Raw genomic sequence first — 26,566 nt, forward strand, 5'->3', positions numbered from 1 at the left:
ACGATAATGCGGTGCAGGCGATACTCCGCGGTGCCCCTATCGCGGGCAAGCCTCGCTCCTACATTCAGCAGCCTGTCAGCGCTGGCGGCTGACGCTCCTCGGCAAAGAACCACGGCCGCAGGCGCACGCCCACACCATTGCCGACAAAAGCCGCCACCAGCCACAGCCAGCCGTGCAGGCTGCCGGAGGCGATGCCGCTGAAATAGGCGCCGATGTTGCAGCCATAGGCCAGGCGCGAGCCGTAGCCCAGCAGCAACCCGCCAACCACCGCGGCCAGCAGCGAACGCGCGGGGATCTTCAGGTTCGGCGCGAAGCGTCCGGCCAGCCCTGCCGCCAGCAGGGCGCCGAAGACAATGCCGATATCCATCACGCTGGTGATGTCCTGCCACACCGGCGCGGCCAGGGCCTTGGCGTTCGCCGCGCCCTGCCAGAACACCCAGCTGCCGACATCCACCCCCAGCCCGCTGGCCACCTTGGCGCCCCACAGGGCAAACGCCGAGGTAATCCCCCAGGGCCGCCCGGCCAGCGCCAGGGTGGCGAAGTTCAGCAACGCCAGGGCCACGGCGCCCCACACCAGCGGCCAAGGCCCGCGCAGCACCCGGCGCCAGCCCTGGTGCGCGCTGGCGAGCGGTTCTTCCAGGCGGCCATGGCGGCTCTTTTCAAGACCCACCGTAACCAGTGCGATCAACGCGAACAGCGCTAGGCTGAGCCCCAGCGCCGGTGCCACGCCAAAGCGCTGCACGATGGACACCGGCGGCAGCGAGGGCAAGGCGAACCACCAGTCCACATGGTGCGTGGCGATCAGCGAACCGCAGATGAAAAACAGCAGGGTCACCAGCATCCGCGCGTTGCCGCCGCCCACGGTGAACAGGGTGCCGGAGGCGCAACCGCCGCCCAGTTGCATGCCGATCCCGAAGATGAACGCGCCGACGATCACCGAGACGCCAGCCGGCGCCACCAGCCCGGTGACCGGCGAGCCGAACAGGCTACCCGCCCCCAGGGCCGGGAAAAACAGCAGCACCGCCAGCGCCAGCATGACCATCTGCGCCCGCAGGCCGGCGCCGCGACGATCGCGGATAAACACCCGCCAGGCCGAGGTGAAACCGAACGCAGCGTGATACAGGGTCAGGCCCAGGGCCGCGCCCAGCAGCAATAGCCAGGCCTGGCGCGGGCCGACCTGGGCCTGCAAGAACATGCCGCCGGCGAGCAGCGCGATCAAGGCGAACAAGGGGGCACCGAACTTGCGTTCCGGCGCCATGGAGAGCGTCAGGTTCATAAGGACTCTCGGGCGAAGGGCAATGGCCGCGAGTATAAACCGTCACCCACCCCAGGCCCGGCGCAAGCGCTGCAGGGCGTCGGCGATCTCGGCTTCGGGCACCGCGGCGAAGCCCAGTACCAGACCGGCGCGCCGGTCTGCCGGCAAGGGCGAATCCGGCAGCCAGTAGTTGCTCAAGCCATTGACCTCAACGCCCACCGCGGCGGCCTGCGCCACCAGTTCGCACTCGCGGGCCAGGCTGTCGACGGCGACCGTCAGGTGCAGGCCCGCCTCTACGCGCGGCAACGGGCCCATGCCGGGGATATCCACAGGCCAGCCGGCCAGCAGGGCATTACGCCGGCTCAACGCGGCGCGGCGCATGCGCCGGATATGCCGCTGGAAATGCCCGGCGGCCATGAACTCGGCCATCACCGCCTGGGTACTGACCTCGGAATGGCGCACATCCACCGCCCGCCGCTGGGCGAACGGCTGCACCAGCGCAGGCGGCAACACCAGGTAACCCAGGCGCAGGGCCGGGAACGCGACCTTGCCAAAGGTGCCGACATACAGCACCCGGCCCTGCCGGTCGAGCGCCGCCAGGGGCGCCAACGGAGCCCCGCTGTAGCGGTACTCGCCGTCATAGTCGTCCTCGACGATCCAGCCATCGGTGCGCTCGGCCCAGGCCAGCAACTCCAGGCGCCGGGCCAGGCTCAGGGTCACGCCCGTGGGGTATTGATGGGACGGCGTGACATAGGCCAGGCGGCAATCGCCCAGGGCCGCCAGGGCCGCGCAGTCGAAACCCTCGTGATCCACCGCCACCCCATGCAGGCGCGCCCCGGCAATCGCGAAGGCATGCCCCGCCGCCCGATAGCCGGGGTTTTCCACAGCCACGGCATCGCCCGGGTTCAACAGCAACTGTGCACAAAGGCTGATGCCCTGCTGCGCGCCGCTGGTGATCACAATTTGTTCAGCACTGCATTGCATGCCCCGCGCACTGCGCAGGTAGGCCGCGATCAATCCGCGCAGGCGCTCTTCGCCGGCAGAATCGCCATAACACAGCTGGCCCAGGTCCGGCTTGCGCCAGAAAGCCGCATTCAGCTTGGCCCAGACCTCGAACGGAAACAGATCGAACGCCGGAATTCCCACCCGAAAAGCCCGTGGCGGACCGCCCTGGGGCAACGCCAGATGGTGCTGCTCGACCCGCTCCAAAGCCGCACTGTGGATAACTTTACTGGATGTAATCCCAGGTAAATCCGCCGATTTTGTGGATAACCCTGTGGGTAAGCCTGGTGATAAGCCTGTGGATACTTTTGTGGATAATTTCTCCGGGCGTTTCCCGGTCGGCAGCCGGCTTTCCGGCAATTGCGCCACATAGGTGCCATCGCCCACCCGGCCTTCGATAAAGCCTTCGGCGTACAGCTGGTCGTAGGCCCGCACCACGCTGTTGCGGGAAATGTCCAGGGCCGCCGCCAGGTCGCGGCTGGCCGGCAAACGGGTGCCGCTGGCCAGCCGGCCGTCCAGCACCCGCAGGCGCAAGGCCTGGTACAGCTGGCGACTCAGGCCCTGGCCGCGATCCAGTTCGATACCGGCGGGGTTGAAGGAAAGCGGCAGCGGCGAACTGTTCATGGGCTTGCCCCTGATTGGCCGAATGGACCTATGAAATTGGCTGGAGATGGCTCTTACAACAGACCAATAGCCTGCCTAGGATGCAGCCATTCGCCAAGGATATTTTCCATGTACGTACCCCGCGCTTTTGCCGAAGAAGACCTGCCCACCCTGCACGGGCTGATCGCAGAAACCCGCCTGGCTACCCTGGTGACCTACGGTGAACAAGGCCTGCAGGCCAATCATCTGCCGTTGCTGTTCGTCCCGGACCAGGGCCCGTTCGGCACCCTCTACGGACACCTGGCCAAGGCCAATCCGCAGTGGCAGGAACTGGCCGGCAGCGGCGAAGCCCTGGTGATCTTCCCGGGCGCCGAAACCTATATCAGCCCGTCGCTGTATCCGAGCAAGGCCGAACACGGCAAGGTGGTGCCGACCTGGAACTACACGGCCGTCCACGCCTATGGCAGCGCCGAAGTCTTCAGCGATCCGCAGCGCATCCGCGAGGTGGTCAGCGCGCTCACCAACCAGCATGAAGCCGGCCGCGCCGCGCCCTGGAAGTTCGAGGACGCCCCCGCCGAGTTCATGGACAGCATGCTGCGCGCCATCGTCGGTTTCGCCCTGCCGATCCAGCGCCTGGAAGGCAAGCGCAAGCTCAGCCAGAACCGCACCGCTGCCGATATCGCCGGCGTGCGTGAAGGGCTGGCCGCGAGCAGCGATCGCCACGACCAGAACATTTCCCGACTGATGCAGCAGGAGCAGCCATGAGCCAGATCCAGATTCGTCCCGTCACCGCCGCCGACCATGCAGCCTGGCTGCCGCTGTGGCAGGCCTACCTGCGCTTCTATGAAACCGAGTTGGCCGATGCCATCAGCCACAGCACCTGGCAGCGTTTCCTCGACTCCGCCGAGCCGACCCACGCTGCCCTGGCCTGGGACGGCGATCGCGCGGTGGGCATGGTGCACTTCATCTACCATCGCTCCAATTGGAGCATCGAAAGCTCCTGCTACCTGCAAGACCTGCTGGTGGTCCCCGAGCAACGCGGCACCGGGGTCGGTCGCCAACTGATCGAGTTCGTCTACGCCACCGCCAAGGCCGACGGCTGCTGCAAGGTGCACTGGCTGACCCACGAAACCAACGCCACGGCCATCCAGCTGTACGAGCGGATTGCCGAGCGCCCGGGCTTCATTCAATTTCGCAAGGCCCTTTAAACGCTCAAGGAGCTCCCCATGCCGACTTCACTCGCCGACTGGCAAGGCGTACCGCCGCCGTCGTCCACCTTGCTCGAAGGGCGCTTCATCCGCCTGGAAAAACTCGACCCGGCGCGCCATGGCGACGACCTGTGGCAAGCCTTCCAGGGCCCGGGCGCCGACCCCAAGCTGTGGGACTACCTGCCCTACGGCCCCTTTACCGAACGCAGCGCCTTCAACGACTGGCTGAACAACCACGCAGCCCATAGCGACCCGTACTTCTTCAGCGTGATCGACCGCGCCAGCGGCCAGGTGCAGGGCCTGCTCAGCCTGATGTCGATCGTCCCCGCCCAGGGCCGGATCGAGATCGGCCACGTGACCTTCGGCGCGCCCATGCAGCGCTCGCCGAAAAGCACCGAGGCGGTCTACCTGCTGGCCAAGGAGGCCTTCGCCCTGGGTTATCGCCGCCTGGAGTGGAAGTGCAACAACGCCAACGCCCGCTCCCGCTACGCCGCGGAGCGCCTGGGTTTCAGTTTCGAGGGGGTGTTCCGCCAGCACATGGTGGTCAAGGGCCAGAACCGCGATACCGCCTGGTATTCGATCCTCGACAGCGAGTGGCCGAAGGTTGGCGCCGGGTTCGAGCGCTGGTTGAGCGAGGACAACCAGAGCGGTTCGGGGCAGGTGAAAGGCTTGGCGGAGTGTCGGGGGTAACGCCGTTGTGAGGTGGTGTTTGAGCTGACGCTATCGCGGGCAAGCCTCGCTCCTACGGGATCACATTGACCCTGTAGGAGCGAGCGGGCGGCGATCCGACTTGCCCGCGATGCTTTTTCAGCCCAGCTGCCGCGCCAGCACGGCAATATGTTCCGGGCCGATGCCGCAGCAGCCGCCCAGATGGCTGGCGCCGCGTTGCTTCCAGTCGAGCGCCCACTGCAGGTAGCCCGGCGGGTCGAGGTCTTCACGCAGCGGGCAGAGGCCATCGTTGGCCGTGGCCTCCTTGGGCTGCGGCGGGAAGGCGTTGGCATAGGCGCCGATATGGATCTGTGCCCCCAGCCGCTCGAAGGTGGCCCGCGCCGCATCGATCGCCGCACCTACCACTTCCGGCTGGCTGCAATTGAACAGCAGGGTCTGCACCCCCAGTTCCGCGGCCACCGCCGCCGCTTCCGCCACCGGCTCGCCGGAGCGCAGGCGTGGCACCTCGTCGGGGTTTTCATCGTGCAGGGTGAACGACAGCCAGAAAGGCTTGCCGTCCCTGGGCAGGCCGGCATGGATCGCCCGGGCCTCGGTCGTGGAGCTCTGGGTTTCCGCCAGCCACAGGTCGACATGCGGGGCCAGGCCGTTGACCAGCGGCGCCAGCACTTCGGCGGCACGGTCGGCCTCGAACAGGTCCGGACGATAGGAGCCGAACAGCGGCGGCAAGGAACCGGCGACCCGCACCGGCTTGCCGGAAGCCTGTACCGCGCGCCGCGCCAGCTCACCGGCCAATGCCGCCAGGGCCTGCCCCTCTGCGGCAAAGCGCTCCTCGCCGATGTGGAACGGCACCACCGCATAGCTGTTGCTGGTAATCACATCAGCACCGCTCTCGATGTACGCCGCATGCACCGCTTCCACCGCCTGCGGCGCCTCGCTCAGGGCCAGCGCCGACCATTCGGGCTGGCGAAACGGCGCCCCCCGACGTTGCAACTCACGCCCCATGCCGCCATCCAGAATTACCCTACTGCCTGCGCTCATATGCTTTTCACTCATATGCTTATGAAAATAACTCACTACCGGAGCCGTTCTTATAACTATTTAATACGCACCATTCAGTTAATAACAACCTTTTTTCCGCTCGGTATCGCCCATGACCTTCAAACCGCTACTGGCCCTTGGCCTGACGATTCTCGCTGCCTCCAGCCAGGCTTTCGCCGGCGCTACGCTGGACCGCATCGAACAGAAAAAAGAGCTGGTGGGGGTATTGATGGAAAGCTACCCGCCCTTCTCGTTTCTCAACGAACAGAACCAGCTCGATGGCTTCGACGTCGACGTGGCCAAGGCCGTGGCCGACAAGCTGGGCGTGAAGCTGCGCCTGGAAACGCCGTCCTGGGACGTGATCGCCGCCGGCCGCTGGAGCGGTCGCTACGACATCTGCATCTGCTCCATGACCCCGAGCAAGGCCCGCGCCGAAGTCTTCGACTTTCCGGTGGAGTACTACGCCTCGCCCGCGGTGATCGTGGTCGACGCCAAGGACGAACGCATCCATGGCGCCAAGGACTTGAGCGACAAGAAGGTCGGCCTGACCAGCGCCTCCAGCTACGAGAGCTACCTGAACAAGAACCTGGTGATCGAGGGCGCCGAAGACACCCAGCTGCAATACCCGTTCGAGAATGTGCAGATCGCCCCCTACGACACCGATAACGTCGCCTTCCAGGACCTCGGCCTGGGCGCTGGCGTGCGCCTGGACGCGATCCTCACCAACCTGGTGACCGCCCAGCCGCGCCTGAACCAGGACGCCCGCTTCAAGCTCGCCGGCGCGCCGCTGTACGCCGAGCCCAACTCGGTGGCCATCGAGAAAGGCGACGCCCAGTGGAATGCCAAGGTCCGCGAGGTGTTCGCCCAGTTGAAGCAGGAAGGCACCCTGAGCAAGCTCTCGCAGAAATGGATCGGCGCCGACATCAGCCAATGACTTCTTTCTCGCCTCCTCCCCGGCCAGCCCCGGTGCTGGCCGAGCCACGGCTCAAGCGCCTGTTCGGTTTCCGCACCCGCCTGTACCTGACCTGGACGGCGCTGCTGGGCCTGTTCACCAGCTTCTTCCTGAGCTTCGACCTGAAGTTCTCGATCATCCTCGACAAGCTGCCCAACCTGCTCGGCGTGACCCTGGCCCCCAGCGGGTTCCTGCAAGGCGCGGCGCTGACCCTGTTCCTGTGCCTCTGTTCGATCGTGCTGTCGTCGCTGCTGGGCTTCGTCACCGCCCTGGCCCGGCTGTCGAAAAGCGCCGTGGCCTTTGGCATCGCCAGCTTCTACGCCTCGTTCTTTCGTGGTACGCCGCTGCTGATCCAGATCCTGCTGATCTACCTCGGCCTGCCGCAGTTGGGCGTGGTGCCGGGCGCCATTGCGGCGGGCGTCATTGCCCTGTCGCTGAACTACGGCGCCTACCTCAGCGAAATCTTCCGCGCCGGCATCCTCGGCGTGCCCCACGGCCAGCGCGAAGCCTCCCTCGCGCTCGGCATGCGCGACAGCGTGATCTTCTGGCACGTCACCCTGCCGCAGGCCATGCGCACCATCATCCCGCCGGCCACCAACCAGTTCATCTCGATGCTCAAGGACTCGTCGCTGATCTCGGTGATGGGGGTCTGGGAAGTGATGTTCCTGGCCCAGTCCTACGGCCGCTCGAGCTACCGCTACATCGAGATGCTCAGCACCGCGGCGATCATCTACTGGCTGCTGTCGATCGGCCTGGAACTGATCCAGGCGCGGATGGAGCGGCATTACGGCAGGGGGTACGTCAAACGCGGTTGAGGCTCAGTTGGCGGCAGGTCCGGGCGGGCTCTTTTCCAGGCGCTCCAGATCGTTGAGCAATGAGCGCGCGCGACTGACCTTCGGCACGCTCACCACCCCCATCTGCATGCCGAAGGGCTTGAACACGGCATTCAACGATTTGAGCGTCGGGTTGCCGTCCCCGTGTTCGATGTGGATCAGGGTACGCAGGGAAATCCGACACATCCTGGCGAACTGGCTTTGATGCAGCCCCGTGACTTCGGTGCGCAGGCGCCGCACCGCATCTCCAATCGGCAGGCGCCCGGCCGCCAGCTCCTGCCGGATGTTCTCGATCAGCGCGCCGCGCGCTTCCAGGGTTGTACTCATCGCAGTCCCCACTCTTGCAGGCGTCGATCCAGGTGACGCAAATGAATGCGCGGATGGTTCAGGGTGACCTCGGGCAAACCACTGGCGCTCAACAGGTCCGGCAAGGCCCGCAGGTGTTCGGCGTCCTCGCGCAGGCGCACCAGGGCGGCTTCGGGGTCGAGCAGCGGCTTCAGGCTGGCGCACACCAGGCGCCAGTCCACGTCCCCCGCCACTTCCATCCGCCCCGGCCATTTGAGGGTGCGGGTAATGCCTTCGTCATCCATGACCATGGGCGCCAGGTCGTAGATCGGCGCCAGCTGGATCGCGCTGTCGGTACGAATGATCGAGATGTTGCGTCCATGGTTGTCCGAGTTGCCGAGAATCTTGTTGAGCAGATCCCGACGCAGGTAGTCCGCCACCAGCTCCGGGATCGCCGACTCCTGGCCCGCGGCTCGCCAGATCTCGGCCAGGGCGCCGAGCACCTCGGTGTGCCGCATGCCATGGCCATAACCGACCAACCCGGCCAACGAGTAGATCGACTCCACCGCCTGCCGTTCGACGCTTGTTCCCACTACCCGACGGTCGAAGCGCTGCATCCACAGGCTGGGTTTGCGAGCCTCCTCCAGGGCCAGGCCCTGAGCCGGCACGGTATCGATACCCAGTTGCTGCAATGCCCGGTAATAGTGGAATTCGCTCCTGAGGATGTCGCAGTCATTCTGCGTCGCCTGGTTGCGCGGGAATTTCACGAACCAGTGCTGGAGTACCTGTTCGTCTTCGAGTACCGCATCGGGGAATAGCAGGCCTGCACGGCTTTCCGTCAGCAGCAGCTTGGGCGCTTCCCCTCCCGCCCCCGTGGCTCCCCCGATCGCCGCGCCCTGCTCATAGGCATACTCGAGAAAACGGTTGTCACGGCTGACCACGTCCTCACGCAAGAAGCCCAGCACCGGGCGTTCGCCCAGACTTGCCAACGACTCCTTGATCCGCAGGTGACCGATAGGCGCCGGGGTGGATCGAGCCAGCAGAAACAACTCTGGGGCCAAACCCTCCGGGCGCTCACGTCCCACATGCTTGAGCAGAAAACGCTTGGCCGCGCCTGCGGGAGCGATGTCATACAGGAATGCCGGAGCCTGGGCTTCTCGCCATAAATCCCAGCCCAAGGGAATCTGCGCACTGACCGACCTGGCCAGCGGACTGCCCACGGCCTCCAGGTTATCCACCAGGTACTGCGGGACATAACCGAAGCTGCAAGGGCTGGCAAAGCCGTCTTCAGGCTTGTCGAAGCTCAGGGTCATGGCATCGGCCCACGCCCCTGCGCAGTAGAGTTGCAACGTCAGGTGGAACATCGAACAACCTGCAATTTAATGCACTTGAAGTGACCATCAAATCAAGTTGCATGCATTATAATGCAGAAATTCAAGCCAACAGGTCAATTCAATGCATTTTAATGCATTTCATCTGCCTACTGATCGCCAATAAACGCATTAAATTGCACTTGCGATAAATCCAGATCCGCCCTGCAACGGGATCCCTATGCCCTTAACGACAGGCAAAAAAAGGGAGGCCGTAGCCTCCCCGAGGTAAAACGTTGCAGATGAAGGCCTGGAATCAGCCTTCGATCTCGATCAGGATTTCGCCCGGGTTGACCCGGTCGCCCTTGGCCACGTGGATGGCGGTGACCTTGCCGGCGATGGCTGCCTGGACTTCGGTTTCCATCTTCATGGCTTCGGTGATCAACACCGCCTGGCCGGCTTTCACGCTGTCGCCTTCCTTGACCAGCACGTCGACAATGTTGCCCGGCATGGTGGTACTGACGTGGCCCGGCGCACTGGCTTGCTTGCGCTTGCTGCTGCCGCTGCCGACGAACTCGTTGAGCGGCTCGAACACTACTTCTTCCGGCATGCCGTCGATGGACAGGTAGAAGTGGCGCTTGCCTTCGGCTTTCACGCCGACCCCGGTGATGTCGACGCGGTAGGTTTCGCCGTGCACGTCGATGACGAATTCGGTCGGCACGCCTTCACCGCCCGCCGAACTCACGCCACCCGCTTCCGGGATCGGCAGCAGCACTTCCGGGGTCAGGGTGCCGGCCTCACGCTCTTCGAGGAACTTGCGCCCGATGTCCGGGAACATGGCGTAGGTCAGCACGTCCTCCTCGGATTTGGCCAAGGCGCCGATCTCGCCGCGCAGCTTGGTCATTTCCGGCTTCAGCAGGTCGGCCGGGCGCACGTCGATAACGTCTTCGCTGCCGATGGCCTGGCGCCGCAGTTTCTCGTCCACTTCGCCCGGCGCCTTGCCATAGCCACCTTGCAGGTAGAGCTTTACCTCATTGGTGATGGTCTTGTAGCGCTCGCCGGCCAGCACGTTGAAAAACGCCTGGGTGCCGACGATCTGCGAAGTCGGGGTCACCAGCGGCGGGTAGCCGAGGTCGTGACGCACCCGCGGAATTTCCGCCAGCACTTCGTTCATGCGGTTCAGCGCGCCCTGCTCCTTGAGCTGGTTGGCCAGGTTGGAAATCATCCCGCCCGGCACCTGGTTGACCTGCACCCGGGTATCGACCGCGGTGAATTCGCTTTCGAACTGGTGGTACTTCTTGCGCACGGCGTAGAAGTACAGGCCGATCTCCTGCAGCAGCTCCAGGTCCAGGCCGGTGTCGAACTCGCTGCCTTTGAGGGCGGCGACCATCGACTCGGTGCCCGGGTGGCTGGTGCCCCAGGCGAAGCTGGAGATCGCGGTGTCGATATGGTCGGCGCCGTTTTCGATGGCCTTGAGCTGGCACATCGCGGCCAGGCCGGCGGTGTCATGGGAATGGATGAACACCGGCAGCGACTGCTCGGCCTTCAGCGCCTTGACCAGCTCGCCGGTGGCGTAAGGGGTCAGCAGGCCGGCCATGTCCTTGATCGCCACCGAGTCGCAACCCATGGACTCCATCTGCTTGGCCTGGGCCACGAACGCTTCGATGGTGTGCACCGGGCTGGTGGTGTAGGCGATGGTGCCCTGGGCGTGCTTGCCGGCGGCCTTCACCGCCTCGATGGCCACCCGCAGGTTACGCACGTCGTTCATGGCGTCGAAGATACGGAACACATCGATGCCGTTGACCGCCGCCTTGGCGACGAAAGCCTTGACCACGTCATCGCTGTAGTGGCGGTAGCCCAGCAGGTTCTGCCCGCGCAGGAGCATTTGCAGGCGGGTGTTGGGCAGCGCGGCGCGCAGTTTGCGCAGGCGCTCCCACGGGTCTTCCTTGAGGAAGCGCACGCAGGCGTCGAACGTCGCGCCGCCCCAGACTTCCAGCGACCAGTAGCCGACTTTGTCGAGCTTGTCGCAGATCGGCAGCATGTCGTCGGTGCGCATGCGGGTCGCCAGCAGCGATTGGTGGGCGTCGCGCAGGATGGTGTCGGTAACGAAGATCTTCTTGCTCATTGTTCTTTTCCTCACAGGCCTGCGTGGGCGGCGATGGCGGCGGCGATGGCCAGGGCCAGCTCTTCGGGTTTGCGCTTGATCGAGTAGTTGGTCAGTTCGGGGTGGCTTTCGACGAAGCTGGTGTTGAACTGGCCGCTACGGAATTCCGGGTTGCGCAGGATTTCCTGGTAATAGGCGGCGGTGGTCTTCACACCTTGCAGGCGCATGTCGTCCAGGGCACGCAAGCCACGGTCCATCGCCTCTTCCCAGGTCAGCGCCCAGACCACCAGTTTCAGGCACATGGAGTCGTAGAACGGCGGAATGGTGTAGCCGGTGTAGATCGCCGTGTCGGTCCGCACGCCGGGGCCACCGGGCGCGTAATAGCGGGTGATCTTGCCGAAGCTCGGCAGGAAGTTGTTTTTCGGGTCTTCGGCGTTGATCCGGAACTGCAGGGCGAAACCCCGGTGCTGGATGTCTTCCTGCTTCACCGACAGCGGCAGGCCGGAAGCGATGCGGATCTGTTCGCGGACGATGTCGATCCCGGTGATTTCTTCGGTGATGGTGTGTTCCACCTGCACCCGGGTGTTCATCTCCATGAAGTACACCTCGCCATCGGCGAGCAGGAACTCCACGGTCCCGGCGTTCTCGTAGCCCACGGCCTTGGCCGCGCGCACCGACAGGTCGCCGATGTAGGCGCGCTGTTCCGGGGTCAGCTGCGGGCTCGGGGCGATCTCGATCAGTTTCTGGTTACGGCGCTGGATCGAGCAGTCGCGCTCGAACAGGTGCACCACGTTGCCAAAGCTGTCGCCGAGGATCTGCGCCTCGATGTGCTTGGGATTGACGATGCACTTTTCCAGGAACACCTCGGCGGAGCCGAAGGCCTTGGTCGCCTCGGAAATCACCCGCGGGAATGCCTGCTCCAGCTCTTCGCGGCTGTTGCAGCGACGGATGCCGCGGCCACCACCGCCCGATGTGGCCTTGAGCATCACCGGGTAACCGATGCGGTCGCCTTCGCTCAGGGCCTCTTCGATGCCCGAGACGTTGCCTTCGGTGCCTGGGGTGACCGGCACGCCGGCCTTGATCATGCTGCGGCGGGCTTCGGTCTTGTCGCCCATGCGGCGAATCACTTCGGCCGACGGACCTATGAATTTGATGCCGCGTTCGGCGCAGATGTCCGCCAGTTCAGCGTTTTCCGAAAGGAAGCCGTAGCCAGGGTGCAGCGCGTCGCAACCGGTCTCCACTGCCAGGTTCACCAGCTTGCGCGGGTTCAGGTAGCCGGCCAGGGGTTCGGCACCGATGCTGTGGGCTTCGTCCGCACGCTTCACATGCAAGGCATGCCGGTCGGCGTCGGAGAAGATCGCGACCGAGCGAATGCCCATCTCGGCGCAGGCACGCACGATTCGTACGGCAATCTCACCACGGTTGGCGATCAGGATCTTTTTTATCACTTGGAGGTACCCTTGAGCCGTTGGAACAGACGACCCGCTAGGTCTGTACGAAAAGTGGCTGCACGCTGGGCGCCTTCGGCGCTACGCGGGCCATGCTGCGTTAAAAACAGGCTCGGAATGCTCATGTAGGCCCCTACACTCCGCTTCCTCGCCTGTTTTTGCCTTGCCTGACCTTCGCTCGCCTACTTTTCGTACAGACCCATGACCGGGTCGGCGCGTGACCAAATGTTTCAAGCCAGTCGCAGGCTCACACTATTCCTGTCGATGAATTAACAAAAATCAATAATTATTGGGTAATGCATAAGCAAGAACTTATAGTTGGCCCGACAGCCCGCGGCACGAGACTCTAGATAATGCGTAAGTCCTTGATGCGTATGACATTACGCCAATTGCAGATTTTCAATGAGGTGTGCGATCTGCGCTCCTACAGCCGCGCGGCGGAGGAAATGTCCCTCACCCAGCCCGCCGTGAGCCTGCAGATTCGCCAGCTGGAAGAGCTGATCGGCCAGCCGCTGTTCGACTACGTGGGCAAGAAGCTCTACATGACCGAGGCCGCCGAGGCGCTGCAACGGGCCAGCCGCGACATTTTCGGGCGGCTGGAGAACCTCGACATGCAACTGTCGGACATGCAGGGCTCCTTGCAGGGCCAGCTGAAGCTGGCGGTGGAGTCCAGCGCCAAGTACTTCGTGCCGCACCTGTTTGCCGCCTTCAAGCGCCAGCATCCGGAGGTGAACCTGCAACTGACGGTGGTCAACCGCGGCCAGGTGATCCGCCGACTCTCGGACAATCGCGACGACCTGGTGATCATGTCCATGGTCCCGCAGGACATGGGGCTGGAGTTCCTGCCGTTCCTCAACAACCCGATCGTCGCGGTGGCGCCGCCCGATCATCCGCTGTGCCACCTGGGGCCGCTGCGCCTGCAAGACCTGGAACCCTACAATTTGCTGGTGCGCGAGCAGGGTTCGGGCACGCGCCTGGCGTGCGAGGAGTACTTCAAGGAAAAGCGCGTGCACTTCACCCAGACCTTGGAAGTGTCGTCGGCCGAGGCTCAGCGCGAGTGTGTGCTGGCGGGTCTGGGCGTAGCGCTGTTGACGCGCCACGCCCTGAACCTGGAGTTGGCGACCGGAGGGCTCGTCGAGCTGCCGATCGAAGAGCTGCCGTTGTATCGCAGCTGGTGCCTGGTGCAGGCCAAGGCCAAACGCCTGTCACCGGTAGCGCATGCGTTCCTGGGGTTTATCCGCAGCGAACGAGTGCAGATCAGCGGGTTGGTTGAACGTTTTGACGGGAAGCCACCGAAGCAGCCTGCCAGTAATTGACGGCATCCAGCTCGGGGTAGTCGTTGATTTCCTGTTGCAGGCGACGCAGCTCGGAACGGTGTTCGATCGCACGACGAAATTCCATGCGGCGTTGGTCTTCCTGCTGACGACGGGTCTTGACTGCGCTGCTGCTCTCTTCGTAAGGCCGGGCCATTTCGAGTCTCCCAATGCGAGTACGGAAGCATCACGATGCCGCCCGCCGGTGACGATTTGGCTGCGAGTCGGTTACAGGAAGATGAACATTGCCCAACGGCTCACCCCGCCCCCCCTTTAGGAGCGGTCGGTCGACGCTCGATTGCCAGCGATAGCCGTGAAGCGGCGACTCTTCAGTCACCTCGCGTTATCGTTGGCGATTTTTCGCGGGCAAGCCTCGCTCCTACAGGATGGCCCCCACGAAACGCGATCAGTCGTCGAGGGCTTTCACCGACTTGGGCGACAGGCGCAGGCTGCGAAGGCTGCGCTTCACGCTCTTGAGGTGGTTGACCAGGCTCGGACCGCGCGCCATGGCCACGCCCATCGCCAGCACGTCGATCACCACCAGGTGGGCGATACGCGAGGTCAGAGGGGTATAGATTTCGGTGTCTTCGTGCACGTCGATTGCCAGATTGACGGTCGACAGCTCGGCCAGCGGGGTCTGGCTCGGGCACAGGGTGATCAGCGAGGCCCCGCTTTCGCGCACCAGGTTGGCGGTGATCAGCAGGTCCTTGGAGCGCCCGGACTGGGAAATGCAGATCGCCACGTCGGAGGGCTTGAGCGTCACCGCCGACATCGCCTGCATATGCGGGTCGGAATAGGCCGCCGCGGTCAGCAGCAGGCGGAAGAATTTGTGCTGGGCATCCGCCGCCACCGCGCCCGACGCGCCAAAGCCGTAGAACTCCACGCGCTGGGCCTGGGACATGAGCGTCACGGCCCTTTGCAGCTCCACCGGATCGAGCTTCTCGCGAACCTCCATCAGCGTGTGCAGGGTGGTGTCGAAGATTTTCAGGCTGTAGTCGGCGACCGAGTCGTCTTCATGGATCGCGAACTGGCCGAAGCTCGCCCCCGCGGCCAGGCTCTGGGCCAGCTTGAGTTTCAGGTCCTGGAACCCCGAGCAGCCGATGGCGCGGCAGAAGCGCACGATGGTCGGCTCGCTGATGCCCACGCTGTGGGCCAGGTCGGCCATGGAACTGTGCATGACAGCCGCAGGATCGAGCAGCACATGATCGGCGACCTTGAGCTCCGACTTGCGCAAGAGATGGCGTGACTGGGCTATGTGCTGCAACAGATTCAAGGGCTGGACTCGTTGTTATGGGGCAGACGCCCAAGGATGTAGCAATCTTGTAGTTATACTACATGAATTCGCTTTTTGCCTGCTCAATGCGTAACTGAATCACCTTCGTACCCCACTGTTTTAGCCTCGCGGACTCTTTGTAGCCAGTGGCGCAGCCTGTATCGGCCATGGGCTGCATCGCCATCGCCGCGTCCGCGAAGGCGGCGTTCGGGGTCAATGGAAACCTGTTGCACGTTGTAAGGCGCCTAGGGGGTCTGCGCCCTCAGGAGAGCCGCCAGGCCCTCGGCCTCCACTGGCCGGCTGACCAGGTAGCCTTGCACCTCATCGCACTTCTGTTCCTTGAGAAACGCCAACTGCCCGGGGTGCTCGACCCCCTCGGCCACCACTTTGAGCGACAGGCCGTGAGCCATGGTAATGATGGCCCGGGTAATCGCAGCGTCGGCGCCGCCTTCGCCCAGGCCGCGGATGAATGCCTGGTCGATCTTCACGTAGTCCACCGGAATGCGCTTGAGGTAGCTCAGCGAGGAATAGCCGGTGCCGAAATCGTCGATCGCCAGCTTCACCCCCAGCTCGCGCAATTGCCGGAAGGTGGAAATGATGTGCTCGACACCGTCCAGCAGATGGCTTTCGGTCAGCTCCAGTTCCAGCAGCTGCGGCGCCAGCCCGCTCTCTTGCAGCACGTTGCGCACCAGGCTGACCAGCTTGCCCTGGCGCAGTTGATGCACCGACAGGTTCACCGAAACCCGGATCGCCGGCAGCCCCTGGCGCTGCCAATCGCAGGCTTGCCAGCAGGCCTGGCGCAGCACGAATTCGCCGATCGGACCGATCAGCCCGGTTTCCTCCGCCAGGCCGATGAAATCCCCCGGCGGCACCCGGCCCATGCCGGGATGGTCCCAGCGCACCAGGGCTTCGGCGGCATTGAGGCGGCCCGTGGCGAGGCACAGCTTCGGCTGGTAGAACACTTTCAGCTGGCGCTCCTCAATCGCCTTGCGCAGCTGGTTCTCCAGTTGCAGGCGCTCCAGGGTGCTGGCCTGCAGGCTGGCGGTGTAGAACTGGAAGTTGTTGCCGCCCAGGTGCTTGGCGTGTTGCATGGCGATGTTCGCCTGGCTGACCAGCGCCGGTATTTCCCGGGCGCTGTCGGGCAGCATGCTGATCCCCATGGAGGCGTTGACCACCAGCTCGTGCCCTTCCACGGTGATGGGCAGGCGCAGTTTCGCCGACAGCCGCGTGGCCACCCGGGCCAGGCTCGACAGGTTGCCGTAGGCGTCGAACAGCACCGCGAACTCGTCGCCGGACAACCGGGCGATGGTGTCGGCCTCCGGCAGCGCACTGACCAGCCGCCGGGCCATCTTTTGCAGCAACTGGTCGGCGATGTCGTGGCCCAGGCTGTCGTTGAGCAGCTTGAAGCGGTCCAGGTTGATATGCACCAGGGCCAGGCTACGACCGCCCTGGCGTACCCGCTGGTGGGCATCGCGTAGCCGCTCGCGGAACAGCGAGCGGTTGGCCAGCCCGGTAAGTTCGTCGTAGTGGGTCAGATAGCGCATGCGCTCTTCGGATTCGCGCCGCGCCGAAAGATCGGCGAAGAAACCCACCATGTGGCTGACTTTTCCCCGAGAATCGCGCACCACGTTCAATTGCAGCCACTGCGGATACAGCTCGCCGTTCTTGCGCGCCTCCACCAGTTCGCCCTGCCAGCTGCCGTGCTGCTCGAGGGCCTGGTGAATCATTGAATAGTGGCGCCGCGCGTCGCGGCTGCACGGCAGGTCGACCAGGTTGCGCCCGAGCATGTCCTCGATCTGATACCCGGTGACCCGGCTGAACGCCTGGTTGACCGCCAGCAATACGTAATTGGGGTCGAGGATGACGATGCCTTCGCTGGCCGCCTCGAACACCATCGCCGACAGGCGCCGCTGCTCCTCCTGCTGCTTGCCGGCGCTGATGTCACGGCGGGTGCCGACCATGCGTAACACCCGTCCACCGGCCCCTCGCTCGACCGCACGCCCGCGGTCCTCGATCCACATCCAGTGACCGTCGCCATGGCGCACGCGGTATTCCACCAGGTAGTCCTCGGTGCGTCCTTTCAGGTGTTCCACCAGCGCGCGCTTGAGCAGTGGCAGGTCTTCGGGGTGCAGCAGCGGCTTGAGATGGCTGAGCATCCCTCGCACGAACTCCGGTTCCAGGCCGAACAGCTCCTTGATATGGCTGTGGTGGACCTCATCGGTCTGCAGGTTCCAGTCCCACAACCCCAGCTGGCTGGCCTTCAAGGCCAGCGCCAGGCGCGCCTCGCTCTTGCGCAATGCCTGGTTGGCGGCGTCCAGTTCGCGGCTGCGCCGGGCCACGCGGTCCTCCAGGCCGACCTGGACCTCGCGCAGCTCCTCTTCAGCGCGGCGGCGCTGCTCGACTTCGCGCAACAGCTCGCTGTTGAGCTGTTCGCTGCGGCCCTGCGCCTGTTGCAGATGCTCGATCAGGGCCTGGGTCTGGAAACGCCGCAGCAGCGCCGTGCGGATCAGGCGGTTGACCTGCCAGGCCACCACGCTCAATGACACCAGGAGGATCAACCCCAGCCAGCCCCAGCCGCGCTGCTGCTCGTCGCCGCCCCAGAACAGGTAGCCGATCGCGGGCAGCAGGCAGGGCAAGGTAAAGGACAGGAAGGCCGGCAGACTGACCGCGTAGGCCACGCTGGCCGAGAGGATCGCCGCGCCGATCAGGCCGAAGACCCAGGCCTGCTGCAGGAAATTGTCGGTGGGCATCAAGGCGATGCCGGCGCAGGCCAGGGTCAGGCCGCTGACGGCGGAGCCGAGCAGGAACATGCGGCGCCATACCGGTTGCGCCTGGCGGCTGGGAATCGCCGAATCGAACGCCGCGACCTGGATCACCCGCAGGGCGACCAGGGCCAGCAACCAGACCATCCACACGCTGACCAGCCAGTAACGCTCCGGACTCCACAACAACCAGGCGCAGACCAGGCCGTTGAGCAGCATGAACAGGGTGGGCAACAGGGAGCCCTGGTACAGCAGGCGCGTGCGCTCTACCGCCATCTCCATGGCGTATTGCTTGCGAATAACCCGAGGCTCCACGGAGGGTCCCGACGGGCCGGTGCTGAGTGTCATAGGCAGTGTTCTTATAATGATGAGCCCGAAACGTCGCCGGAGCATACACAAGCCACCGCCCGGACCAAACTGCCCGGAATCATAAAATCGGCAAATCCGCGCGGCCGCCGATCCTCGCCGGATTCCTCCAGCCAAGCACGGCCAATGGCTGTAGCCCGTGACCGACCGGTCGTCCCCACGCTCTTTTATCGGCTAAACCGAAGCCGGGTTTGCCCGGGGTGCGCCGGCCCCCTAGAATGCCCCGATGCGCGATGATCTCTCCCTTCTGCTGAACTCCCTCAACGATGCCCAACGCCAGGCCGTAGCCGCCTCCCTGGGTCGTCAGTTGGTCCTGGCCGGTGCTGGCTCCGGTAAAACCCGAGTGCTGGTGCACCGTATCGCCTGGTTGATCCAGGTCGAGAACGCCTCGCCCCATTCGATCCTGTCGGTGACCTTCACCAACAAGGCCGCTGCCGAGATGCGCCAGCGCATCGAGCAGTTGATGGGCATCAACCCGGCCGGCATGTGGGTCGGCACCTTCCACGGCCTGGCGCACCGCCTGCTGCGGGCGCACTGGCAAGAGGCCGGCCTGAGCCAGACCTTCCAGATCCTCGACAGCGACGACCAGCAACGCCTGGTCAAGCGGGTAATCCGCGACCTCGGCCTGGACGAGCAGCGCTGGCCGGCCCGCCAGGCCCAGTGGTTCATCAACGGGCAGAAAGACGAAGGCCTGCGCCCGCAGCACATCCAGGCCAGCGGCGACCTGTTCCTGGCCACCATGCGCGGCATCTACGAAGCCTACGAGGCCGCCTGCCAGCGCGCCGGGGTCATCGACTTCTCCGAGCTGCTGCTGCGCGCCCTGGACCTGTGGCGCGACCATCCCGGCCTGCTGGCGCACTACCAGAAGCGCTTCCGCCATGTGCTGGTGGACGAGTTCCAGGACACCAACGCCGTGCAGTACGCCTGGTTGCGCCTGCTGGCCAAGGGCGGCGACAGCCTGATGGTGGTGGGCGACGACGACCAGTCGATCTACGGCTGGCGTGGGGCGAAGATCGAGAACATCCATCAGTATTCCGCGGACTTCCCCGATACCGAGGTGATCCGCCTGGAGCAGAACTACCGCTCCACCGCCGGCATCCTCAAGGCCGCCAACGCCCTGATCGCCAACAACACCGGGCGCCTGGGTAAGGAGCTGTGGACCGATGGCGGCGAGGGCGAGGCGATCAACCTGTACGCCGCCTTCAACGAACACGACGAAGCGCGCTACGTGGTGGAAACCATCGAAAGCGCCCTGAAGACCGGCCTGGCCCGCAGCGATATCGCCATCCTGTACCGTTCCAACGCCCAGTCGCGGGTGCTGGAAGAGGCCCTGCTGCGCGAGCGCATCCCCTATCGCATCTACGGCGGCCAGCGCTTCTTCGAGCGCGCCGAGATCAAGAACGCCATGGCCTACCTGCGCCTGCTCGAAGGGCGCGGCAACGACGCGGCCCTGGAGCGGGTGATCAACGTGCCGGCCCGCGGCATCGGCGAAAAGACCGTCGAAGCGATTCGCGAACACGCGCGCCACAGCCATGTGTCGATGTGGGAAGCGATGCGCCAGCTGGTGGTCAACAAAGGCCTGGCCGGGCGTGCCGCCGGGGCCCTGAATGCGTTCATGGAACTGATCGAGCACCTGGCGACCATCACCGCCGAAATGCCGCTGCACCTGATGACCCAGGTCGTCATCGAGCAGTCCGGCCTGATCGCCTATCACGAGGCGGAAAAAGGCGAGAAAGGCCAGGCTCGGGTAGAAAACCTCGAGGAACTGGTCAGCGCCGCGCGCAACTTCGAACACACCGAAGACGAGCAGGAACTGACGCCCCTGGCGGCCTTCCTCGGCCATGCGTCGCTGGAAGCCGGCGACACCCAGGCCGACGAGCACGAAGACAGCATCCAGCTGATGACCCTGCACAGCGCCAAGGGCCTGGAATTCCCCTACGTGTTCCTGGTGGGCATGGAAGAAGGCCTGTTCCCGCACAAGATGAGCCTGGAAGAACCCGGCCGCCTTGAGGAAGAGCGGCGCCTGGCGTATGTCGGCATTACCCGGGCGATGCAGAACCTGGTGATGACCTACGCCGAGACCCGACGCCTGTACGGCAGCGAAACCTACAACAAGGTGTCGCGTTTCGTACGGGAAGTCCCGAAAGGCCTGATCCAGGAAGTGCGCCTGTCCAATAGCGTCAGCCGTCCGTTCGGCGGTGGCCAGTCGCAGAGCACCAGCAGCCTGTTCGGCGGCAGCGAGATTCCGGAAACCGGCCTCAGCCTCGGCCAGGCCGTGCGCCATTCGGTTTTCGGCGACGGGGTGATCCTCAATTTCGAGGGCGCTGGCGCCCAGGCCCGGGTCCAGGTGAACTTCAGCGAAGGCAGCAAGTGGCTGATGCTCGGCTACGCCAAGCTCGAAGCCATCTGATAAATGCAAGGAGCGGCCGCTCGACGGCTCGCTCCTGCGGTTGGCCCCATTCCGGTATCGAGGAGCAACGCACATGGGCTCGGGCTTCTTTTCTTCCTGGACATTCTGGGCCCTGCTGTCGGCGGCGTTCGCCGCCCTGACCGCGATCTTCGCCAAGATCGGCATCGAAAACCTCAATTCCGACTTCGCCACCCTGCTGCGCACCGTGGTGGTGCTGTTCAGCCTGGCCTTGATTTTGTACGCGACGGGCCAATATCAGTCCCTGGGTTCGATTTCGCCCAGGAGCTATCTGTTCCTGATGCTGTCCGGACTGGCCACCGGCGCATCGTGGATCTGCTATTTCCGCGCGCTGAAAGTCGGGCCGGCCTCGCTGGTGGCGCCGGTGGACAAGCTCAGCGTGGTGCTTGTGGCCGTCCTGGGCGTGCTGCTCCTGGGCGAAAAACTCGACCTGCGGCAATGGTCCGGCATCGCCTTGATCGGCGCCGGGGTGATCCTCCTCGCGCTCAAGCGCTGAGGCGTTGCGGCGCTGAACCCTTGTCCGCGACCAATGGACAAACCTGTAGTGGGCCCACTTGTCTCGACCGAAGCTGAACCGTGGCTGTCAGGCAAAAGCCCGAAACACTCTGCCGCTAGCCAGTGACACTTCACGTGTGCAACATGGCGCGCGTGCCATCCACAAATGGGAATTCCCTTTATGATACGTTTTCTTAGCATCGCCATGGCGTTGTGCATCGGCCTGACGATGAGCCTCGACGCCAACGCCAAACGCTTTGGTGGCGGCAAAAGCGCCGGCGCTGCCCCGACCCACCAGACCAGCCAGATGGCTCCGTCTTCTTCCGGCATGGGCCCTGCCGCCGCGACCGCAGGCGCGGCCGGTGCCGCGGGCGCCGCTGCCAAGGCTGGCGGCGCTTCGCGCTGGCTCGGCCCACTGGCCGGTATCGCCGCGGGCGGCCTGCTGGCTTCCATGTTCATGGGCGACGGCTTCCAGGGCATGCAGATCTTCGACATCCTGATCATGGCGGTCATCGCCTTCCTGGTCTTCCGTTTCATCGCCGCCCGTCGCCGCAAGCAGCAGGAGCAGTACGCTCCGGCCGGCCATGCGCCGATGCAGCGTGAAGCCTTCGAACCTCGGCAACCTGCTGGCGGCTCGATCTTCGGTGGTTCGGCTGCGCCTGCCGCACGTCCGGTGATCAACGCCCCGGCCTGGTTCAACGAAGAGCGCTTCGTCGAAGCCGCGCGCAACCACTTCCAGTCCCTGCAACAACACTGGGACGCCAACGAAATGGACAAGATCGCCGAGTTCGTGACCCCGCAGATGCTGCAATTCCTGAAGCAGGAACGCGCCGACCTGGGCGACGGCTTCCAGTCGACCTACATCGACAACCTGGACGTGCGCCTTGAAGGTGTAGACGACCGCGCCGACAAGACCATCGCCACCCTGACCTTCAGTGGCGTGTCCAAGACCTCGCGTTTCGACCAGGGCGAAGTCTTCAGCGAAAGCTGGAACATGGAACGCGCCCAGGGCGAAAACCAGCCTTGGCTGGTTGCAGGTATTCGCCAGAACGGCTGACCCTCTTCGGTGTCATATCGGTAATCGCAAAACCCCGACTCAGGTCGGGGTTTTGCATTTCACGATTGCACTTGTAGCAAGCTACTGTATAAACCGCCGTCTATTTAAACCGCGCCATAGAGCTAAGAGGACCCAGGCCGTGGAAGAAGTCATCGAACAACTCCGTGAGGCAAACGAACCGGTACCCGTTCCCCTGGAACTGCCGGACGAAGACCTGCTGGTGGAAATCGAAGAACAGCTGTTCATCAATATCCCCTTCGTCTTCAAAGAGTTCCTGTTGACCGTGAGCGATGTCGTCTACGGCAGCCTGGAGCCGGTCACCGTGACCGACCCGCAGTCCCATACCTACCTGCCGGAAGTGGCCGCCACCGCCTGGGACATGGGCGTACCACGCGAGCTGATCCCGATCTGCCAGGACGGCGACGACTACTACTGCGTCGAGGAAGACGGCACCGTGGTGCTGTGGTCCGGCGAAGAAGAGCTGATTACCGAAGAGTCGTGGGAATCGGTGTGGCACTGGGCACGGGACGTCTGGCTGGAAAGCTGATCGCCCCGCTGGCGCAGGCATCGACCACCCGCCCCAGCCACCCTCCAGTGCGCCGGGGCCTGGCTGGCCCAATCAGTGCCCGCCGTCTTCCTTGTGGTTATCCAGGGTATCCAGCAAGGCGACCTGCATACGGGTATGCACCCGGATGAACCAGCGCCACAGCAGCGCGGCCACCGCTGCCGTCACTACTGCGATCAGCATCAGCAGTTCGGTGGTCGGCAGGATGCTCGAAGACAGGGCCGCCAACAGCAGGAAAATCACCAGCAGCGACAGCACCGGGATCACTTCGGCGATCACCCGGCGCACCCGCTGGGTATGCCGCCCGGCCATTTCCGCCTTCACCCCCATTTCCGCCAGCAGCATCGACAGGGCCTTGAGCTTGCGATAGGCGGCGATCAGGAACGGCAGCGATACCAGCAACGCCCCGCCCCAGATCAATGCCTTCTGCCAGCTCGGATCGCTGATCCAGTCCTGCAGATAGTTGCCGATGCGAACCGCGAAATAACCCCCGGCGAAGAAGATCGCCACCACCAGCGCCAGGTTGACCCCGACCTGCAACAGAATCCGCCGGATCATCGAGGCCAGCAGCGCACCCTCGCCTTGCGGCTGGATGCTGCGCAGCCATTCGCCATACATGCCCAGCACCCGGCTCAGGCGGGTGGGCAACACGGCGGCGAGCTTCAGCGACAGCGGGTCGGCAGCGCGGATCAGGTACGGCGTGAGCAAGGTGGTAATCACCGACACCGCGACCGCCACCGGGTAGAGGAAGTTGCTGGTGACCTGCAGAGTCATGCCCAGCGCCGCAATGATGAAGGAGAACTCGCCAATCTGTGACAGGCCCATGCCGACCCGCAGCGAGGTCCGCCCGTCATTGCCGGCGATGAAGGCGCCCAGGCCGCAGGACAGCATCTTGCCCAGGACCACCGCGACGGTGATCACCGCGATCGGCCAGGCGTATTGCAGGAGAATCTGCGGGTCGAGCATCAGGCCGATGGCGACGAAGAAGATGGCGCTGAACAGGTCGCGAACCGGTTCGATCAGCCGCTCGATCTTCAACAATTGCCGCGATTCGGCCATGATCGCGCCGATCAGGAAGGCCCCCAGCACCATGCTGTATTCCAGCTTGACCACCAGCAGGCAGAAGCCGAAACACAGCCCCAGCACCGTGATCAGCAGCATCTCGTTGCTGTCGAACCTGGCGACATAGGCCAGCAGCCGCGGCACCAGCAAAATGCCGATCACCAGAGCGACGATCATGAACAGCGAGAGCTTGCCGACGGTGGAGAACACCTCCCCGGAACTGACGTTGCCACTGACAGCAATGCTCGACAGCAGGGCGATGATGCCGATGCCGAGGATGTCCTCGACGATCAGCACGCCGAAGATCAGCTGGGCGAAGCGCTGGTTCTTCATCTTCAGGTCGTTGAGCGCCTTGACGATGATGGTGGTCGAGGAGATCGCCAGGATCGCCCCCAAGAACAGCGAATCCATGGTGTTCCAGTCAAACCAGCGGCCGATTTCGTAGCCGATCCAGATCATCAGGACGATTTCCAGGAACGCCGCGATAAAGGCCGTGGCGCCCACCTTGAACAGCTTGCGCAGGCTGAACTCCAGGCCCAGGCAGAACATCAGGAAGATCACCCCCAGCTCGGCCAGGGTCTTGATGGTGTCTTCGTCGTGGATCAGGCCGAACGGTGGGGTATGGGGGCCGATGATGAAGCCGGCAACGATATAGCCGAGCACCACCGGCTGCTTGAACCGGTGAAAAAGGATGGTCACCACGCCTGCGACCAGCATGATCACCGCCAGGTCCTGAATAAAGCTGATGGCATGCATGGCAAGAGGCTCCTTGGGTGACATTCTGGCGGTCGAGCCGGCCGCCGGGCAGCGGCCGGCCAGCGGGAAAAGCCCTGGGGACGGGCTTTTGCAGGGTAACATCGCGACTTGTGCCAGGAAGGCGGTGCAATATATGGAAACAGATGCAGCGCCGCGTGACGGCAACCGCCGGCGCGGCGTCCCGTTATCGATGGTTTGAAACGCTGACCGAGCACCCGCAGAGGTGCGCCCGCAACCCCCGCCTACAACCCGTGAGTGTGCTATGGAACCCGGAAACGCCCAGCTGTCGATGACGGTATTGATGACCCCTGACATGGCCAATTTTTCAGGCAATGTCCACGGCGGCACCCTGCTCAAGTACCTCGACGAAGTCGCCTATGCCTGCGCCAGCCGTTATGCCGGCCGCTATGTGGTGACCCTGTCGGTGGACCAGGTGATCTTCCGCGAGCCGATCCATGTCGGCGAACTGGTGACCTTCCTGGCGTCGGTCAACTACACCGGCAATACCTCGATGGAAGTCGGTATCAAGGTGGTCACCGAGAACATCCGCGAGCGTTCGGTACGCCATACCAACAGCTGCTTCTTCACCATGGTGGCGGTCGACGACCAGCGCAAACCCGCCGCCGTGCCGCCCCTGCAGCCAGAAACCAGCGAAGACAAGCGACGCTTCATGCAGGCCCAGCAACGCCGGCAGATTCGCCAGGAGCTGGAAAAGCGCTATCAGGAAATCAAGGACGACGCCTGACTCTCCGACAAGCCAGCCCGCTCCCGCAGCGATCCCCCGGACCTCTAGGAGCGAGCTTGCTCGCGATCCGGCCGCGAAAGCGGCCACCGCCCATCACAGGTCGATCGACACCGCCTCGAACCGCACCCGCGGATGGGTGATCCGGTCCTGGGCGCGCACCAGTTGCAGCTCGTAGCTGGCACAGGCCTGGGTTTCCAGCAGCACCTCATGCACCGCTGCGGCGGTGAACTCGAACGCCGCCACCAGGCTGTCGCCCAGCAGCACCCGGGCCAGGAACAGGCCCGAGGTCAGGTCGCCCACCCCCACCGGCTGACGCGGGAACGCCAGCAGCGGACGCCGCAGGTGCCAGCTGCCTTCGGCGGTCACCAGCAGCATTTCGAACCCCTCCGGCAGCTTGCCCGGGTAATCCAGATGCTTGACCAGCACCGCTTTCGGGCCACGGGCCAGCAATGCCCGGGCCATGGCCAGGCAGTCGAACAGCGATTGCGGCTTGCGCCCGGCGAAGCTGTCCAGCTCCAGCTGATTGGGGCAAAGGAAATCCGCCACAGCGGCCGCCTCTTCCAACAGGAAATCGCTGACCTCTTGGGGCACGATGCAGCCCTTCTCCGGGTGCCCCATCACCGGGTCGCACAGGTACAGGGCCTTGGGATTGATCGCCTTGATCCGCGCCACGCCACTGAGGATCGCCCGCCCCTGTGCCGCGCTCCCCAGGTAGCCGGACAACACCGCGTCGCAATTGCCCAGCTCGCCAATCGCGGCAATGCCTTCCACCAGCGCCGGGATCTGCTGGGGCGGCAACACCTCCCCCGCCCACTGGCCGTATTGCGTGTGGTTGGAGAACTGCACGGTATTGAGCGGCCAGACATTCACCCCGACCCGCTGCATGGGGAACACCGCGGCGCTGTTGCCGGCATGGCCGAAGACCACATGGGACTGGATCGCGAGCAGATGAGGCGTGCGTTTCATTCGGGTCATTCCGTAAAACGATTGAAATTCGAGCCGCGCAGTATGCGACTAAACGCAACCTGTACGACAGA

The 26,566-nt window shown here is 64.2% G+C and carries 22 protein-coding genes and 1 pseudogene; 11 read left to right on the forward strand and 12 right to left on the reverse strand.

Annotated features, from left to right (window positions below; genetic code table 11):
* Positions 1–64: 64 nt before the first annotated feature.
* Entirely contained in the window at positions 65–1,276 is a 1,212-nt protein-coding gene (locus TO66_RS31215) for a YeeE/YedE family protein (protein ID WP_044465830.1), read from the reverse strand.
* A gap of 42 nt (positions 1,277–1,318) precedes the next feature.
* Complete coding sequence (locus TO66_RS31220; protein WP_044465831.1) at positions 1,319–2,881, reverse strand: PLP-dependent aminotransferase family protein; 1,563 nt, start codon at positions 2,879–2,881, stop codon at positions 1,319–1,321.
* 108 nt (positions 2,882–2,989) lie between these two features.
* Between TO66_RS31220 and TO66_RS31225 the strand changes: the two genes are divergently transcribed.
* From TO66_RS31225 to TO66_RS31235, 3 genes are read left to right on the forward strand one after another with little or no spacing between them, the layout of a single operon-like run.
* Positions 2,990–3,625 (forward strand): FMN-binding negative transcriptional regulator, encoded by a 636-nt coding sequence (locus tag TO66_RS31225; protein WP_044465832.1) that lies wholly within the window; start codon positions 2,990–2,992, stop codon positions 3,623–3,625.
* Positions 3,622–4,068: a GNAT family N-acetyltransferase gene (locus tag TO66_RS31230; protein ID WP_044465833.1), complete on the forward strand. Its 447-nt coding sequence runs from the start codon at positions 3,622–3,624 to the stop codon at positions 4,066–4,068. The genes TO66_RS31225 and TO66_RS31230 overlap by 4 nt, the downstream gene beginning before the upstream one ends.
* Positions 4,069–4,086: 18 nt before the next feature.
* Positions 4,087–4,758 carry a GNAT family N-acetyltransferase gene (locus TO66_RS31235; protein WP_044465834.1) on the forward strand — a complete coding sequence of 224 codons (672 nt, stop codon included), beginning with the start codon at positions 4,087–4,089 and terminating at the stop codon, positions 4,756–4,758.
* A 117-nt stretch (positions 4,759–4,875) separates the two neighbouring features.
* Here the strand turns inward: TO66_RS31235 and TO66_RS31240 are convergent, their stop codons facing one another.
* Complete coding sequence (locus TO66_RS31240; protein WP_044465835.1) at positions 4,876–5,775, reverse strand: homocysteine S-methyltransferase family protein; 900 nt, start codon at positions 5,773–5,775, stop codon at positions 4,876–4,878.
* 112 nt (positions 5,776–5,887) lie between these two features.
* On the opposite strand from TO66_RS31240, the gene TO66_RS31245 reads away from it, so the two are divergent.
* Positions 5,888–6,709, forward strand: a complete 822-nt coding sequence (locus tag TO66_RS31245; RefSeq protein WP_044465836.1) for an ABC transporter substrate-binding protein — start codon at positions 5,888–5,890, stop codon at positions 6,707–6,709.
* On the forward strand, positions 6,706–7,542 hold the full coding sequence (locus TO66_RS31250; protein ID WP_044465837.1) for an amino acid ABC transporter permease: 837 nt from the start codon (positions 6,706–6,708) through the stop codon (positions 7,540–7,542). The genes TO66_RS31245 and TO66_RS31250 overlap by 4 nt, the downstream gene beginning before the upstream one ends.
* Before the next feature lie 84 nt (positions 7,543–7,626).
* Here TO66_RS31250 and TO66_RS31255 read toward each other — a convergent pair.
* From TO66_RS31255 to TO66_RS31270, 4 genes and pseudogenes are all read right to left on the reverse strand, one after another.
* Positions 7,627–7,887: pseudogene (locus TO66_RS31255) on the reverse strand (helix-turn-helix domain-containing protein); the annotation flags it as partial.
* Positions 7,884–9,158, reverse strand: a complete 1,275-nt coding sequence (locus tag TO66_RS31260; protein WP_044466198.1) for a type II toxin-antitoxin system HipA family toxin — start codon at positions 9,156–9,158, stop codon at positions 7,884–7,886. The gene TO66_RS31260 and the pseudogene TO66_RS31255, both read right to left, overlap by 4 nt.
* A 313-nt stretch (positions 9,159–9,471) precedes the next feature.
* Positions 9,472–11,280, reverse strand: a complete 1,809-nt coding sequence (gene oadA, locus TO66_RS31265) for a sodium-extruding oxaloacetate decarboxylase subunit alpha (RefSeq protein ID WP_044465839.1) — start codon at positions 11,278–11,280, stop codon at positions 9,472–9,474.
* A gap of 11 nt (positions 11,281–11,291) precedes the next feature.
* Entirely contained in the window at positions 11,292–12,707 is a 1,416-nt protein-coding gene (locus tag TO66_RS31270; protein ID WP_044465840.1) for an acetyl-CoA carboxylase biotin carboxylase subunit, read from the reverse strand.
* 353 nt (positions 12,708–13,060) lie between these two features.
* Between TO66_RS31270 and TO66_RS31275 the strand changes: the two genes are divergently transcribed.
* A complete protein-coding gene (locus tag TO66_RS31275; RefSeq protein ID WP_044465841.1) occupies positions 13,061–14,023 on the forward strand; it encodes a LysR family transcriptional regulator in 963 nt (320 codons plus the stop codon).
* Here the strand turns inward: TO66_RS31275 and TO66_RS33100 are convergent.
* From TO66_RS33100 to TO66_RS31285, 3 genes are all read right to left on the reverse strand, one after another.
* A complete protein-coding gene (locus TO66_RS33100; RefSeq protein ID WP_082061156.1) occupies positions 13,965–14,177 on the reverse strand; it encodes a PA3496 family putative envelope integrity protein in 213 nt (70 codons plus the stop codon). The two genes, TO66_RS31275 and TO66_RS33100, sit on opposite strands and share 59 nt — an antisense overlap.
* A 249-nt stretch (positions 14,178–14,426) precedes the next feature.
* Positions 14,427–15,293 (reverse strand): transcriptional regulator HexR, encoded by an 867-nt coding sequence (gene hexR / locus TO66_RS31280; RefSeq protein ID WP_025131545.1) that lies wholly within the window; start codon positions 15,291–15,293, stop codon positions 14,427–14,429.
* Positions 15,294–15,538: 245 nt separating this feature from the next.
* Entirely contained in the window at positions 15,539–18,403 is a 2,865-nt protein-coding gene (locus tag TO66_RS31285; protein WP_044465842.1) for a bifunctional diguanylate cyclase/phosphodiesterase, read from the reverse strand.
* A 244-nt stretch (positions 18,404–18,647) separates the two neighbouring features.
* Between TO66_RS31285 and uvrD the strand changes: the two genes are divergently transcribed.
* The 4 genes from uvrD (at position 18,648) to TO66_RS31305 (ending at position 22,948) form a co-directional block, all read left to right on the forward strand.
* Entirely contained in the window at positions 18,648–20,831 is a 2,184-nt protein-coding gene (gene uvrD / locus TO66_RS31290) for a DNA helicase II (protein ID WP_044465843.1), read from the forward strand.
* 73 nt (positions 20,832–20,904) lie between these two features.
* Positions 20,905–21,345, forward strand: coding sequence for an EamA family transporter (locus TO66_RS31295; protein ID WP_044465844.1), 441 nt, complete (start codon positions 20,905–20,907; stop codon positions 21,343–21,345).
* 180 nt (positions 21,346–21,525) lie between these two features.
* Positions 21,526–22,401, forward strand: a complete 876-nt coding sequence (locus TO66_RS31300) for a Tim44 domain-containing protein (RefSeq protein WP_044465845.1) — start codon at positions 21,526–21,528, stop codon at positions 22,399–22,401.
* A 139-nt stretch (positions 22,402–22,540) separates the two neighbouring features.
* Complete coding sequence (locus tag TO66_RS31305; RefSeq protein WP_007927598.1) at positions 22,541–22,948, forward strand: SMI1/KNR4 family protein; 408 nt, start codon at positions 22,541–22,543, stop codon at positions 22,946–22,948.
* Positions 22,949–23,020: 72 nt separating this feature from the next.
* Here TO66_RS31305 and TO66_RS31310 read toward each other — a convergent pair whose 3' ends face one another.
* On the reverse strand, positions 23,021–24,784 hold the full coding sequence (locus TO66_RS31310) for a cation:proton antiporter (protein ID WP_044465846.1): 1,764 nt from the start codon (positions 24,782–24,784) through the stop codon (positions 23,021–23,023).
* Between the two features lie 262 nt (positions 24,785–25,046).
* On the opposite strand from TO66_RS31310, the gene TO66_RS31315 reads away from it, so the two are divergent.
* Complete coding sequence (locus TO66_RS31315; protein ID WP_044465847.1) at positions 25,047–25,529, forward strand: acyl-CoA thioesterase; 483 nt, start codon at positions 25,047–25,049, stop codon at positions 25,527–25,529.
* A 93-nt stretch (positions 25,530–25,622) separates the two neighbouring features.
* On the opposite strand, the gene pdxY is transcribed toward TO66_RS31315, so the two are convergent.
* On the reverse strand, positions 25,623–26,495 hold the full coding sequence (pdxY, locus tag TO66_RS31320; protein ID WP_044465848.1) for a pyridoxal kinase PdxY: 873 nt from the start codon (positions 26,493–26,495) through the stop codon (positions 25,623–25,625).
* Positions 26,496–26,566: the final 71 nt, after the last annotated feature.

This window comes from Pseudomonas sp. MRSN 12121, from assembly GCF_000931465.1.
Taxonomy (GTDB): Bacteria; Pseudomonadota; Gammaproteobacteria; order Pseudomonadales; family Pseudomonadaceae; genus Aquipseudomonas.